This is a genomic window from Rathayibacter sp. VKM Ac-2804, assembly GCF_009866655.1.
Taxonomy (GTDB): Bacteria; Actinomycetota; Actinomycetes; order Actinomycetales; family Microbacteriaceae; genus Rathayibacter.
Genome location: NZ_CP047420.1, coordinates 2,094,285 through 2,107,639 on the forward strand (window position 1 = coordinate 2,094,285; position 13,355 = coordinate 2,107,639).

Here is a 13,355-nt window from a genome sequence, read left to right on the forward strand (position 1 = left end):
CCTCGATACGCCGCTGTGCGCGCTACTCGATCAGCAGGGCCGGCGTGCTCAGAGCGCCGCGTCGCGCTCCTGCGCGCGCAGGGCGCGCTCGACGCCGGCCAGGTTCTCGATGACCAGACGGCGCAGCGCCGGCACATCCGGGTTCGCGTCGAGCCACGCGCGGGTGGCGTCCACGATCGCCGGCGTCGGCGTCGCCGCCGGGTAGAAGCCGACGACGAGGTACTCCGCGATCTTGTAGCTCTTCGCGTCCCACAGCGAGCGGAGGGCATCGAAGTACACCGGCACCATCGCCTCGAGGACGGCGGGGTCGCTGGTGTGCTGGAAGCCGAGACCCGTTGCGCGGACGATCGTGTTCGGTGCCGAGTCGTCGAGCGTCACCGAGTCCCAGGCCGCGCGCTTGGCCTCCGCCGTCGGGATCGCCGCGCGGGCGTTCGCCGCGGACTGCGCTCCCGTCGCGGTGTTGTCGGCCGCGAGGGCCGCGTCGATGTCCGAGGCGTCCGCCCGTCCGCCGGCCACGAGAGCGATCAGCAGCTCCCAGGAGAGATCGGTGTCGATCTCGAGCCCCGGCAGCGTCGTGGTCCCGTCGCGCAGCGCCTGCACCGCGTCCAGGTGGGCCGGCGTCGTGGCGACGGCGGCGAGCACCTTCACGAACTGGAACTGCGCGTCGCTGCCGGCCTCGGCGCCCTGCGCGAGGGTCCACAGCCGGTCGCCCACCTCCGCGAGGACCTCGTCGCGGTGCTCCGGCGCGACGTACTGCGAGGCGGTGCTCACGAGCTGGCCGAGGACCGTGCGCAGCGTCGTCGACTCCGTCTCGGTCGCGATGTTGCCGAGCACGAGGCGGACGAAGTCGCGCGGCGCGGACTCGGCGTCGCGCGTCGCGTCCCAGACCGAGCCCCAGACCAGCGAGCGCGCGAGCGGGCTCGAGATGCTCGCGAGGTGCTCGATCGCCACGGCGAGCGAGGCGTCGTCGAGCCGGATCTTCGCGTAGGCGAGGTCGTCGTCGTTGAGCAGCACCAGCGCGGGGCGGGTGCGGCCGATCAGCTCGGGCACCTCGGTGCGCTCGCCGTCCACGTCGAGCTCGAGCCGGTCGACGCGCACGAGGCGGTCGCCCTCGAAGTCGTAGAGGCCGATCGCGAGGCGGTGCGGGCGGATGGTCGGGTAGTCGGCGACCGCGCTCTGCAGGATCGCGAACGAGGCGATGGCGCCCTCGTCGTCGACCTCGATCTCGGGGCGGAGCGTGTTCACGCCGGCCGTCTCGAGCCACTGCGCCGACCACTCGGTCAGGTCGCGGCCGCTGGTCGCCTCGAGCTCGACCAGCAGGTCGCGCAGCTCGGTGTTGGAGAACGCGTGCTTCACGAAGTACTCGTGCACGCCGGCCAGGAACTCCTTCTCGCCGACCCAGGCCACCAGCTGCTTGAGCACCGAGGCGCCCTTGGCGTAGGTGATGCCGTCGAAGTTGACCTGGACGTCCTCGAGGTCGTTGATCGTCGCGACGATCGGGTGCGTCGAGGGCAGCTGGTCCTGGCGGTAGGCCCAGCTCTTCTCCATCGCGGCGAAGGTGGTCCAGGCCTCGGTCCACTCGGTCGCCTCGGCGGTGGCGAGGGTCGAGGCGTACTCGGCGAACGACTCGTTCAGCCAGAGGTCGTTCCACCACTTCATCGTCACCAGGTCGCCGAACCACATGTGCGCGAGCTCGTGCAGGATCGTGACGACCCGGCGCTCCTTGACCGCGTCGGTCACCTTCGAGCGGAAGACGTAGGTCTCGGTGAAGGTGACGGCGCCCGCGTTCTCCATCGCACCCGCGTTGAACTCGGGGACGAAGAGCTGGTCGTACTTCGCGAACGGGTACGGCACCCCGAACTTCTCCTCGTAGAAGGCGAAGCCCTGCTTGGTCTTCTCGAAGACGTAGTCCGCGTCGAGGAACGGCGCGAGCGAGGCGCGGGCGAACACGCCCAGCGGCACGGTGCGGCCGTCGGAGGAGACCAGCGAGTCGGTCTCGACGACGTAGGGGCCCGCGATGAGCGCGGTGATGTACGAGGAGATCCGCGGGGTGGGCTCGAAGCTCCAGGTCGCGACGCCGTCGCCGGCGGGGACCGGCTCGGGGGTCGGCTGGTTGGAGACGACCTGCCAGGCGGCGGGCGCGGTCACCGTGAAGGAGAAGGCGGCCTTGAGGTCGGGCTGCTCGAACACCGCGAAGACGCGGCGCGAGTCCGGGACCTCGAACTGCGAGTAGAGGTAGACCTCGCCGTCGACCGGGTCGACGAAGCGGTGCAGGCCCTCGCCGGTGTTCGTGTAGAGCGCATCGGCATCGACGCGCAGCACGTTCTCGGCCGCGAGAGAGTCGAGGCGGATCCGCACGCCGTCGGCCACGTCGGCCGGGTCGAGCTCCACGCCGTTCAGCGTCACCGTGTGCACGGTCTTCGTGATCGCGTCGATGAAGGAGGAGGCCCCCTCCGTCGCCGTGAAGCGCACGGTCGTGGTGCTGCGGAAGGTCTCGGCCCCCCGCGTGAGGTCGAGGGCCACGTCGTAGGCGTCGACCTGGATCAGTGAGGCGCGCTCCTGCGCTTCGCTCCGGGTGAGGTTGTCTCCAGGCACAGGGTGCTCCATCCGTTCGTCTCGGCGCTGCCGCTTCGGCGCCGGGGTGCGGGCGCCACCGAACCACCCTAGGGCCGTGCCGGGCCTGCGCACCCGGGAGGCGCCGAGAGGCGTAGCGTGGCCTCATGACCGCCGTTGACTTCTGGTTCGATCCCTCCTGCCCGTGGGCCTGGATGACCTCCCGCTTCGTGGACGAGGTGACGCCCGGCCGCGACCTCGACGTCACCTGGCACATCATGAGCCTCGCCGTGCTCAACGAGGACCAGGACGTGAGCGACGACTACCGCGCGTTCTTCCCGCGCGCCCTGCGCTACACGCGCCTCGTCGCCGCCGTCGGCGAGCGCGAGGGGCAGGACAAGGTCAAGCCGCTCTACGACGCGCTCGGCACGCGGATCCACAACGGCGGCCGCACGGACGTCGACGCGGTCATCGCCGAGTCGCTCGCCGAGGTCGGCCTCGATGCCGAGCTCGCCGCCTACGCCGACACCGACCAGTACGACGAGCCGATGCGCGCCTCGCACTTCGACGGCATCGGCCGGGTCGGCCAGGACGTCGGCACGCCCGTCATCGCGATCGGCGACATCGCCTTTTTCGGACCCGTCATCTCGCCGATCCCGCGCGGCGAGCAGGCGCTCTCGCTCTGGGACGGCCTCGTCGCCGTCGCGTCCTACGACGGCTTCTTCGAGCTCAAGCGCTCGCGCACCCGCGACCCGATCTTCGACTGAACCGCGGTCCGCGCGGGGGCCCGGTCCTCTTCTGAGGACCGGGCCCCCGCGCGAGCGGTACCCTGACTCCCGGCCCCGGATCCACGGGCCACGAACGGCTTTCCGGAGGACGAGCGCGTGCGCATCCACATCGCAACGGACCACGCCGGGCTGGACTTCAGCCGGCACCTGATCGAGCACCTCGGTGCCGCCGGCCACGACGTGGTCGACCACGGCCCCACCTCGTACGACCCGCTCGACGACTACCCCTCGTTCTGCATCAACGCGGCCGCCGCGGTCGTGCGCGACCAGGAGGCCGGCGTCGAGGCGCTCGGCGTCGTCTTCGGCGGCTCGGGCAACGGCGAGCAGATCGCGGCGAACAAGGTCGCCGGCGTCCGTGCCGCCCTGGTCTGGAGCCTCAGCACCGCGGTGCTCGCCCGCCAGCACAACGACGCGAACGTGATCTCGATCGGCGCGCGCCAGCACTCGGTCGAGGAGGCGACGGACTTCATCGACGCCTTCGTCGCCGAGCCGTTCTCCTTCGAGGAGCGCCACGTGCGCCGCATCGCGCAGCTCGCCGAGTACGAGGCCACGGGCGACATCGCCGGCCGCACGGTCGACTCCGCCGCGAGCGGCCGCTAGGTGCCCGAGGGCCACTCCGTCCACCGCATCGCGCTGCAGTTCGAGCGCGACATCGTCGGTCACGCCGTCGCGACCAGCAGCCCGCAGGGCCGCTTCGCCGAGGGCGCCGCGCTGCTGGACGGCCGGACCGTGCTCGAGTCGACCGCGGTCGGCAAGCACCTGCTGCTGCGCTTCGAGGGCGACGCGACGCTGCACGTCCACCTCGGTCTGTACGGGGCCTGGGACTTCCTCGGCCGCGTCTCGCCGCTCTTCGACGACGGCAAGGCGGGCAGCAGCATCGGCGCCCCGCGTCGGCGACGGGCCGTCCGGCTCTCCGAGACCGAGCACGAGACCGACAGCGATCTCGAGGAGTTCCCGCCGCCGCCGATCGGTGCCGTGCGCGTGCGCATCCAGACGGAGGAGACCGTCGCCGACCTGCGCGGCCCGACCGCCTGCGAGGTGATGGACCCCTCCCAGGTGGAGGTGCTGCTCGCCCGGCTCGGACCGGATCCTGCGGCGGACGACTCCGACGAGGCGCGCGACCGCTTCGTGAACCGGCTGCGCAAGACGGCCACACCGGTGGGCCTGGTGCTGATGGACCAGTCGGTCGTCAGCGGGATCGGCAACATCTACCGCGCCGAGCTGCTCTACCGCGCCGGCCTCGACCCGCACACGCCCGGGAAGCTGGTGCCCCTCGAGCTCGCCCGCGAGCTCTGGGCCGACTGGGCGCTCCTGCTCGAGGACGGCATCCGGACCGGGATGATGATCACCCGCCGGGGGCTGACGAAGACGCAGCGCTCCGCGGCCGTGCGCAGCCGCGCCGAGCGCAACTACGTCTACAAGCGCGAGGGACTGCCCTGCCGGGTCTGCGGCACGAACGTCCTGCTCGAGGAGATCGGCGCCCGCAAGCTCTACTGGTGCCCGGTGTGCCAGTCGTGACCGCCTGATCTGCTCTCCGTGACCGACGATCGAGAGGATCCCGTGACTCCGAGCCTGCTCCTGCGCACCGCGCGGCTCCTCGGCCAGGACGAGCCCGTGTCCGTGCTGCTCCGCGAGGGGCGGGTCGAGGCGATCGCTCCGGACGGCGCTCTCGACGCCGCCGGGGCGGGGGACACCGAGGTCCTCGACCTCGACGGCCGCTGGCTGCTGCCGGGTCTCTGGGACGAGCACGTGCACTTCTCGCAGTGGTCGATGACCGCACCGCGCCTCGATGTCTCCACGGCGCGGTCGGCGGCGGAGACGGTGGAGGCGGTCCGTGCGCGGCTCGCCCTCGCACCCGACTCGCCGGCGACCCTCGTCGGCTTCGGCTTCCGCGACGGACTCTGGCCCGATCTGCCGACGACGGCCCTGCTCGACGCGGTGGCGCCGGAGCGACCGGTGGTGCTGGTCAGCGGCGACCTGCACTGCGCCTGGGTCAACTCCGCCGCGCTGCGTCGCTACGGCTTCGCGCCACAGGACGACATCCTCCGCGAGGAGCCCTGCTTCCGCCTCGTCACCGCTCTCGGTGCGCTGAGCGACGAGGAGCTCGACGATCTGGCCGACGAGGCGGCGCGCCGTGCGGCCGCCCGCGGCGTCGTCGGGGTCGTGGATCTCGAGATGCGCTGGAACGCGGGGGACTGGATGCGGCGGATCGCCCGCGGCACCCGCGCGCTGCGCGTCGACATCGGCGTGTACCGCGATCACCTCGACCGCGCGATCGTGGAGGGGCTGCGCACCGGGGACGAGATCGCCGGCGGCGAGGGGCTGCTCCGGATGGGCCCGCTCAAGGTGCTGATCGACGGCTCGCTGAACACCCGGACCGCCTACTGCGTTCATCCGTACGCCGGGCACGAGGGCCGCGGCGTCCTCACCGTGGACCCCGTCGAGCTCGACGAGCTGCTCGCCCGGGCGGCCGCGGCGGGCATCCGCCCGACGGTGCACGCGATCGGCGACGCGGCCGCGACGGTCGCGCTCGACGCGCTGGACAAGGTCGGCGGCGGCCGGATCGAGCACGCGCAGCTGCTCTCGGACGCCGACCTGCCCCGCTTCGCCGGGCTCGGCGTCGTCGCGGGAGTGCAGCCGGCGCACGCGCTGGACGACCGGGAGGTCGCCGACCGCTACTGGGCCGGACGCACCGGCCGGGCCTTCGCGCTGCGCTCGCTGATCGACTCCGGCGCGACGGTCGTGCTCGGCTCCGACGCCCCGGTCGCGCCGCTGGACCCGTGGGTCGCGATCGCGGCCGCCGTCGCGCGGGCCCGCGACGGTGACGAGCCGTGGCACCCGGAGCAGGGGGTCACGATCGCGGAGGCGCTCGTGGCGTCGACCCGGACCCGCCGCCTCCGTCCCGAGGCGGGCGACGTCGCGGATCTGGTCGCCGTCGAGCGCGACCCGCTCGCCTCCGACGGGGAGCAGCTGCTCACCATGCCGGTCGCGGCGACCCTGCTCGCCGGTCGGCTGACGCACCACGGCTGACCGGCCGCGAGTGCCGGGACGACGAACGGCCCGCCGGATCCGAGGATCCGACGGGCCGTCGCAGCGCGGTCGGCGCCTGCTCAGCTCTCGCTGACGTGGGCGAAGAGGAACCAGCGGTCCTTCTCGAGACCGCGGCCGATCTCGATCGCGACGTCCTGGCTGCTCGCGTCGATGTCGGCGAGCTCGGCGATCGCGGTGTTGACCGTGGTGATCGCGACGTCCATCAGGCCGATGACCTCGACGATGGCGTTCTCGGAGCGCTGGAAGCCCGGGGTGAGCGGGGCGGTCTGCGTCGCCGAGGCGACGGTCTGGATGCGGGCGTCGACGGGGAGGCCGAGGGCGACGACGCGCTCGGCGGCCAGGTCGGCCCACTCGATGGCGTGGCCGACGACGACGTCGAGCAGCTCGTGCACGCCGATGAAGTTGGCGCCGCGCACGTGCCAGTGCGCCTGCTTGCTGTTGACGGCCAGGGCGGTCATCTCGACGACGACCGGGCTGAGGAACTGAGCGACTCCGGATGCGACGTCCGGGTTCGACGAGGTGAGCGACGTGACGGATGCAGTGGACATCGTCTGTTCCTTTCGAGAGGGGGTGACTGATCGTCAACACTACGCCGCAGCCCAGTGTTCGCAAGGAAGTGCAGGCTCGGCTTAGGCGGGAGAAGGCGAGCCTGGCCTGTGCTCGGGGAGCGTCCCGACGGCCGCCGGGGCCGGTTCGGGCAGTCGTCCCTGGCAGCCGTTCCGGGGGTCAGCCCCCGCCTCGCGCGCACGGGCCGCCGGTACCCTCGAGAGGATGCCCGCCACCCGCGCGGGCCGGGGGAGGAGACGCGCGTGCCCGCAGCGCCGACCGCCCTCGGAGAAGCCTCCGCCGCCTACCTCCGGCTCTGGCGCGATCTGCCGCGCGAGGCGCTCTCGCTCCTGCTCGCCGTGCCGCTGGCGCTGATCGGAGCGCTCGCGACCGGCCTCGCCCTCGCCCTGGGGCTCGGCCTGATCGGCGTGCTGATCGGCGCGGTCTTCCTCCCGCTGGCGCTGCACACCGCCCGCGGCTTCGGCCGCGCGTCTCGCGCGCTCGACGTGCTCGCCGGCCGTCCGCGGATCGACGAGCCGCAGTGGCGCCGGCCGCCCGGCTCCGTCGCCCCCGCCACCTTCGCGCTCTACGGGCCGGTCGTGGACGGGCACTACTGGCTCGCGCTGCTGCACACGCTCGTGGTCGCGCCGCTGCTCGCGCTCGTCTTCGCCGCCGTCCTCGGCCTCTGGAGCTGGGCGGGCTCCGACTCGCTGGCGGCGCTGATCAGCGGCGACTCCTCGTCGGTCGTCCGGCTCGTCTCCGGGCAGTCGAGCGCGGTGCTCGGCGTCCCCGGTCCTCCCGCTGTCCTCCTGGTCCTCGCCGATGTCGCTCTGGTCGTCGTGCTCGTCTCGACGCTGCCGTTCGTCACCCGCGGCCTCACGCTCGGCCGCTTCCTCGTGGATCGGCTCCTGCTCGGGCCCTGGGGCTCGGAGGCGCTGCAGCGCGAGGTCGCGGAGCTCAGCGTCTCCCGCGGCGCGGCGGTCGCCGCCGAGGACCGGGCGCTGCGCCGGCTCGAGCGCGACATCCACGACGGTCCGCAGCAGCGCCTGATCCGGGTGCAGATGGACCTCGGATCCGCTCTCAACCGGGTGCGCTCCGATCCCGACTCGGCGGCGGCACTGATCGACGAGGCGCGCGAGCACGTCCGCTCGGCGCTCGACGAGCTGCGCGCGCTCTCCCGGGGAGTCGCGCCGCCGATCCTGCAGGACCGGGGCTTCACCGCTGCGGTGCACTCGCTCGCCGCGATGAGCCCGGTGCCGGTCGAGGTGCTGGTCGAGCATCCGGTGGCGGAGGTGCCGCCCGAGGTCGAGCGCAGCGTCTACTTCGTCGTCGCCGAGCTGCTCGCGAACGCGTCGAAGCACGCGTCGGCGCGGTCGATCCGCGTGCACCTGGACGTGCGCGGCGTCGGCGGCGCGGGTGAGCGCTGGCTCGACGTCTGGGTCGTCGACGACGGAGTGGGCGGCGCCTCGCCCCGGCCCGGGCACGGCCTGGAGGGAGTCGCCGGGCGCGTCAGCGGGCTCCGCGGGCTGTTCACCGTCGATTCGCCCCCGGGCGGCCCGACCACGGCGGGCGTGCACGTGCCGTTCCTGCCCGCACCGCCGCCCGCCCTATCCTGAGGGCGTGCCGCCCGCCTCACCGATCCGCGTCGCCCTCGCCGAGGACTCCGTCCTCCTCCGCGAGGGCCTGGTCCGACTGTTCGAGGACGCCGGGTTCGCCGTCGTCGGCGCGCACGGCGATGCCGAGGGACTGCTCGCGGCCGTCGCCGCGGAGCCGACCTCGGTCGACGTGGCCGTGCTCGACGTGCGGATGCCGCCGACCTTCCGCGACGAGGGCGTGCGCGCGGCCCTCGATCTGCGCCGCCTGCATCCGCGGATCGCGGTGCTCCTGCTCAGCCAGTACGTCGAGGTGACCTACGCGCACGAGCTGCTCGGCTCGGGCGAGGGCGGCATGGGCTACCTCCTCAAGGACCGCGTCGCCTCGGTGGAGGAGCTGCGCGACGCCGTCGAGCGCGTCGCCGCGGGCGGGACGGTGCTCGATCCGCAGGTCGTCGCCTCGCTGCTCCAGCGCAACCGCGACCCGCTGGCCCTCCTGACCCCGCGCGAGCGCGAGGTGCTCGAGGCGATGGCCGAGGGGCGCACCAACGCCGGCATCGCCGCCGCGCTCTTCATCGGCGTCGGCGCGGTCGAGAAGAACGTCACCTCGATCTTCCAGAAGCTCGGGCTCGAGGACTCCGGCTCGGACCACCGCCGCGTCCTCGCCGTCCTGACGTGGCTCCGCTCGGCGCGTTGAGCCGCTGCGAGCCCCGCTCGCGCGCCCTGCCGACCGGATAGCCGAGCGCCCGCCTCCCTTGCTGGTCGAATCCGCCCCACGGTGGTGAGGGCCTCCCCTGCTGGCCGAGCAGCCCCGCAGGGGCGTATCGAGACCCACCGTCGTCCGCAGGGCGCGTCTGCAGGCTCGTCCTTCCGACGCGGGTGGATCTCGACGCGCCCGCTGCGCGGGCCGCTCGATCAGCATGGGCTCGCCCACGCGGACGAGGCCGTCCTCGCGGGCTCAGTTCAGGGCCGTGCGCTCCGTGTCGTAGAGCGCCTTGACCTGGTCGGCGGTCAGCGCCCTGTCCCAGACCCGGATCTTCGCGAACGTGCCCTTCGCGTAGTTGCCGGGACCCGAGGTCAGCTCGACCGCGCCGACCGTGAAGTCTCCGGCGTCGGGGTTGAGCCCCTCGGTGAAGAGGTACGGGTTCTTCGCGTAGGTCGCGCCCTTGTTGTCGACGAAACGGGGGTAGGCGACGGAGGTGCCGTCGAGGTACGAGACCGCGTAGGTGCCGTCGTAGGTGCCGACGTGCAGCTGCCAGGTGTTCCGGGTGAACTTCTCACCCGAGGCCGAGTAGTCGCGGGAGTAGGGGTAGCCGGGGGTGGGCCCGCCCGTGCGCGAGACGTGGAAGTTCGATCGCTCGTCACCCCCGTAGAGGCCGAGATCGTAGAACAGTCCGTAGGAGCGGCCCGCCCGCTCGCCGTGCTCGTTCCAGGCGCCGGCCACGTACCCCGTGCTGTCGTCGGTCATGTAGACCCAGCTCGCCACGGTGACCGCGTTGCCCGTCGCGCCGATGGTCAGGCGTCCGGCGGACTCGAGCGGCACGCGGAGGAAGCTCGTCCCGGTCATCGTGATGCCCGAGCCCCAGGGAGTCGTCGCCGTCGTCGCCTTCGTCTTTCCCGCCTGCATCAGCGGCAGGTCGTTCGAGGTGGAGTAGTAGGGCGCCGCGGGCTGGGTGAAGTCCCACTGCGCGAGCGGGGCCGGCACACCCGGAGCCTTGGGGGGAGTGGTCGGCGTCGCAGTGGGGGTCGGGGTGGCCGTCGGCGTCGGCGTCGGCGTGGCGGTGGGAGTGGGCGTGGCGGTAGGAGTGGGCGTGGCCGTCGGGGTCGTCGTGGGCGTGGCGGTCGGCGTCGGGGTGGCCGTCGGCGGCGTCGTCGGTGCCGTCGCCGAGACGGTGAGCGCGATCGAGCCGCTGCTGCCGATGTTGCCGGCGGCGTCGCGGGCCTTGGCGATGATCACGTGCGAGGTCGCGGTGAGGCTCGAGGTGGTGAGCGACCACTCGCCGGAGGCCTGCTGCACGGCGTTCCCGACCCGGGTGGAGCCGGACCAGAACGACACGGCCGTGACGCCGACGGCGTCCGACGCGGTGGCGACGAGCGTCACGGTCCGCGGGACGGTGCTCCCGGTGGCGGGCGAGGTGATCCGCGCGGTCGGCTTGGTCGTGTCGGGCTTCGGGGTGCCGGAGGCGGTCGGCGTGGCGCCGGGGGTCGGCGCGGTCGTCGGGCTCGCCGTCGGCGAGGCGGTGGCCGTCGCGGTCGGCACGGGGGTCTGCGTGGGGGAGGGGCTCGCCGTCGGAGTCGGTGTCGCGCCCGAGTTCTGCACGGTGACGCGGGTGGCGGCGCTGTTGCCGATGTTGCCGGCGGCGTCCTTGCCCTTGGCGACGAAGACGTGCGAGCCCTCGGCCAGCGTCCGCGTGTCGAGCGGCAGGGTCCAGACACCGGCCTGCACGGTCGCGTAGCCCATGCGGCGGGTGCCCTCCCAGAACGAGAGCTGCGTGGTCCCGACCGCGTCCGTCGCGATCGCCGTCAGGGAGATCGTCCCCGCGACCGTCGATCCGCTCGTCGGCGCCGTGATCGTGACCACCGGCTTCACCGTGTCGGCAGCGGCGCTCGCGGCACTGCCCGGGGCGGTCGCCACCATCGGCACCAGGAGGAGGGCCGCGAGAGCCCCCATGATCGATGCCCGTGCGGTTCGTCGTCGCATTGCCGTCCCCTTGGTCCGTCGCCGCGGAAATCCCCCCGTAGCCCGGAAAGCCTAAGCCGTGCTCCCTCCGCGGCGCGTGCCCCGGATGGGGACACGTCGCGCCCGGGACCCGACGACCGGCCAGGATCCGCACTCCTGCCGTGCGCCGTCGCCCTGCGACACTGGGATCCGGCGTCCGTCGCGTCCGCCGAGGAGGAGGACCGATCGCCGTGGCACGAGGAGCGCACCCGGACGCCCGACTGATCGCGCTGCCGGGAGGATCGCCGGTCGTCGCCGACTCGGCCTGGGTCGCCCCGGGCGCCACCCTCGTCGGAGCGGTCGAGCTCGAGGAGGAGTCGAGCGTCTGGTACGGCGCGGTCCTCCGCGCGGAGAGGGCGCGCATCCGGATCGGCCGCGGCAGCAATCTGCAGGACGGCGTGATCGTGCACGTCGACGAGGGCTTCGACGCGACGCTCGGGTCGGGCGTCTCGGTCGGCCACAACGCCGTCCTGCACGGCTGCACCCTCGAGTCCGACGTGCTCGTCGGGATGAACGCGACCGTTCTGAACGGCGCGGTGATCGGCTCCGGGTCGCTCGTCGCCGCGGGCGCCGTCGTCCTCGAGGGCACGGTCGTGCCGCCCGGCTCCCTCGTCGCCGGCGTGCCGGCGAAGGTCCGCCGGGACCTGTCCGAGCAGGAGCGCGACGGGATCCGCGGGAACGCCGCGTCGTATCTCGTCCTGGCCGATCTGCATCGGGGAGCGGCCACCGCCGGCGGAACGGCCTGAGGCGGTCAGGGAGCGCCAGGGGACCGAACGGCGCCAGAAGTTCCGGAGCCGGCGGGGCCGTTCTCTATCGTTCGGGGACAGGTTCCGCCGACGCTCTCCGGTGCGCGGTCGCCGCCCTCGGATCGACGGCTCTCACGTCGATCGGACACCTCCGTCTCCGTCCCCGACCACTCTTCTCGAGGAGAACCGTGTCCCAGCACCGACCCCGCCGTTCGCCCCTGATCGCCCTCGCTCTCGCCGCGGCGGTCCTCGCCGGAGGGGCGGTCGCCCCGGCCGCGTCCGCTGCGGCGCCGCCCGACCTGTCCGTCGTCGCCTTCGGCGACTCGATCACCCGAGCCGCGGCGACCTGCGGCACGGAGGACGACTGCCCGGTCAACTCCTGGGCGACCGGTTCCGCGCCCGAGGTCCGCTCCATCGCGACCCGCCTCCAGGAGGTGGACCCGCAGCGCACGGTCACGACCGACAACCGCGCGAAGTCCGGCAGCCGGATCGCCGAGGTCTCGGCGGCGGTCACCGCGGCACAGGCGGCGGGAGCGGCCCCGGACGTGGTCACTCTCCTCATCGGCGGGAACGACCTCTGCAGTCCGGAGGTCCCGGCCGGGCCCGACGGCTACGCGATGACGACTGCCGCGGACTTCTCCGCCTCGGCGTCGACGCTGCTCGGGCAGATCAGCTCGACGTGGCCCCGGGCGACCGTGCTCCTCGGGTCGATGCCGGACATCGCGTCGGAGTGGCAGGCCGTCCAGGGGACACCCGGGAAGCTCTTCTGGGGGCTGTTCAGCGTCTGCCGGACGACTCGCGGCGCCAAGGCCGACAACCACGTCCAGAAGGGGGCGGCCTACGAGGCGGCGGTGGCCGCCGCCGCGGAGCGCACGCAGCAGTACAACGACGCCCTCGCCGCGGCGTGCTCCGCAGCGGGACCCCGCTGCGTCTGGGACGGCGGCGCTCTCACGCGGACGCCCGTCACGAAGGACGTCCTCTCGACCGTCGACTACTTCCACCCGAACGTCGCCGGCCAGGCGCTGGTCGCGAGCGTCCTGTGGGGCCCGGCGGCGGTCCCCGGCTGGGCGGTTTCACAGCCCTCGGCTCCTCCGGTCCCTGCGGACATCCCGACCCTGGACGAGATCGGCACCGCCGATTCGAGCGACGGCGCTCCCGACCACTCGAGGACGCGGGTCGGCATGCCCGAGAACGTGACCGAGAGGGTGAAGCTCGGCCGCCCGGCCGGAGCGCAGCCGTCCGAGGGAACCGGGTCTCCGGCGGAGATCCCGCAGCCCGTGAGCGTCGGCCGCTAGCCCCGAGGCGGCGCGATCGTCATCGGATCACGCCAGATGATCAGGAACGGACAGGGGCCCAGGAA

11 protein-coding genes are annotated in these 13,355 nt (G+C 73.2%); 8 read left to right on the forward strand and 3 right to left on the reverse strand.

Annotated features, from left to right (window positions below):
- Nucleotides 1-48 precede the first annotated feature (48 nt).
- The gene (gene pepN / locus GTU73_RS09920; protein WP_160089071.1) at nucleotides 49-2,595 is read right to left on the reverse strand and encodes an aminopeptidase N; all 2,547 of its coding nucleotides are present in this window, start codon (nucleotides 2,593-2,595) and stop codon (nucleotides 49-51) included.
- A 125-nt stretch (nucleotides 2,596-2,720) separates the two neighbouring features.
- Between pepN and GTU73_RS09925 the strand changes: the two genes are divergently transcribed.
- From GTU73_RS09925 to GTU73_RS09940, 4 genes are all read left to right on the forward strand, one after another.
- Complete coding sequence (locus tag GTU73_RS09925; RefSeq protein WP_160089073.1) at nucleotides 2,721-3,320, forward strand: DsbA family protein; 600 nt, start codon at nucleotides 2,721-2,723, stop codon at nucleotides 3,318-3,320.
- A gap of 117 nt (nucleotides 3,321-3,437) precedes the next feature.
- Complete coding sequence (locus GTU73_RS09930) at nucleotides 3,438-3,941, forward strand: ribose-5-phosphate isomerase (protein WP_160089075.1); 504 nt, start codon at nucleotides 3,438-3,440, stop codon at nucleotides 3,939-3,941.
- Entirely contained in the window at nucleotides 3,942-4,859 is a 918-nt protein-coding gene (locus GTU73_RS09935) for a DNA-formamidopyrimidine glycosylase family protein (RefSeq protein WP_160089077.1), read from the forward strand. It begins immediately after the preceding gene.
- A 42-nt stretch (nucleotides 4,860-4,901) separates the two neighbouring features.
- Nucleotides 4,902-6,371, forward strand: coding sequence for an amidohydrolase family protein (locus GTU73_RS09940; RefSeq protein WP_244231589.1), 1,470 nt, complete (start codon nucleotides 4,902-4,904; stop codon nucleotides 6,369-6,371).
- Nucleotides 6,372-6,451: 80 nt separating this feature from the next.
- Here GTU73_RS09940 and GTU73_RS09945 read toward each other — a convergent pair whose 3' ends face one another.
- Nucleotides 6,452-6,940 (reverse strand): DNA starvation/stationary phase protection protein, encoded by a 489-nt coding sequence (locus tag GTU73_RS09945; protein WP_123445793.1) that lies wholly within the window; start codon nucleotides 6,938-6,940, stop codon nucleotides 6,452-6,454.
- Nucleotides 6,941-7,201: 261 nt separating this feature from the next.
- Between GTU73_RS09945 and GTU73_RS09950 the strand changes: the two genes are divergently transcribed.
- Both GTU73_RS09950 and GTU73_RS09955 read left to right on the forward strand, forming a co-directional pair.
- Nucleotides 7,202-8,554, forward strand: a complete 1,353-nt coding sequence (locus GTU73_RS09950; RefSeq protein WP_208543653.1) for a histidine kinase — start codon at nucleotides 7,202-7,204, stop codon at nucleotides 8,552-8,554.
- Between the two features lie 4 nt (nucleotides 8,555-8,558).
- Nucleotides 8,559-9,227 carry a response regulator transcription factor gene (locus GTU73_RS09955; protein WP_160089079.1) on the forward strand — a complete coding sequence of 223 codons (669 nt, stop codon included), beginning with the start codon at nucleotides 8,559-8,561 and terminating at the stop codon, nucleotides 9,225-9,227.
- Between the two features lie 261 nt (nucleotides 9,228-9,488).
- Here GTU73_RS09955 and GTU73_RS09960 read toward each other — a convergent pair whose 3' ends face one another.
- Nucleotides 9,489-11,231, reverse strand: a complete 1,743-nt coding sequence (locus GTU73_RS09960; protein WP_160089081.1) for an Ig-like domain-containing protein — start codon at nucleotides 11,229-11,231, stop codon at nucleotides 9,489-9,491.
- A gap of 209 nt (nucleotides 11,232-11,440) precedes the next feature.
- Here GTU73_RS09960 and GTU73_RS09965 point away from each other — a divergent pair, with 209 nt between their 5' ends.
- Both GTU73_RS09965 and GTU73_RS09970 read left to right on the forward strand, forming a co-directional pair.
- The gene (locus GTU73_RS09965; RefSeq protein ID WP_244231590.1) at nucleotides 11,441-11,995 is read left to right on the forward strand and encodes a gamma carbonic anhydrase family protein; all 555 of its coding nucleotides are present in this window, start codon (nucleotides 11,441-11,443) and stop codon (nucleotides 11,993-11,995) included.
- 188 nt (nucleotides 11,996-12,183) lie between these two features.
- Nucleotides 12,184-13,290: a GDSL-type esterase/lipase family protein gene (locus GTU73_RS09970; protein WP_160089083.1), complete on the forward strand. Its 1,107-nt coding sequence runs from the start codon at nucleotides 12,184-12,186 to the stop codon at nucleotides 13,288-13,290.
- The last annotated feature ends 65 nt before the right edge of the window (nucleotides 13,291-13,355 follow it).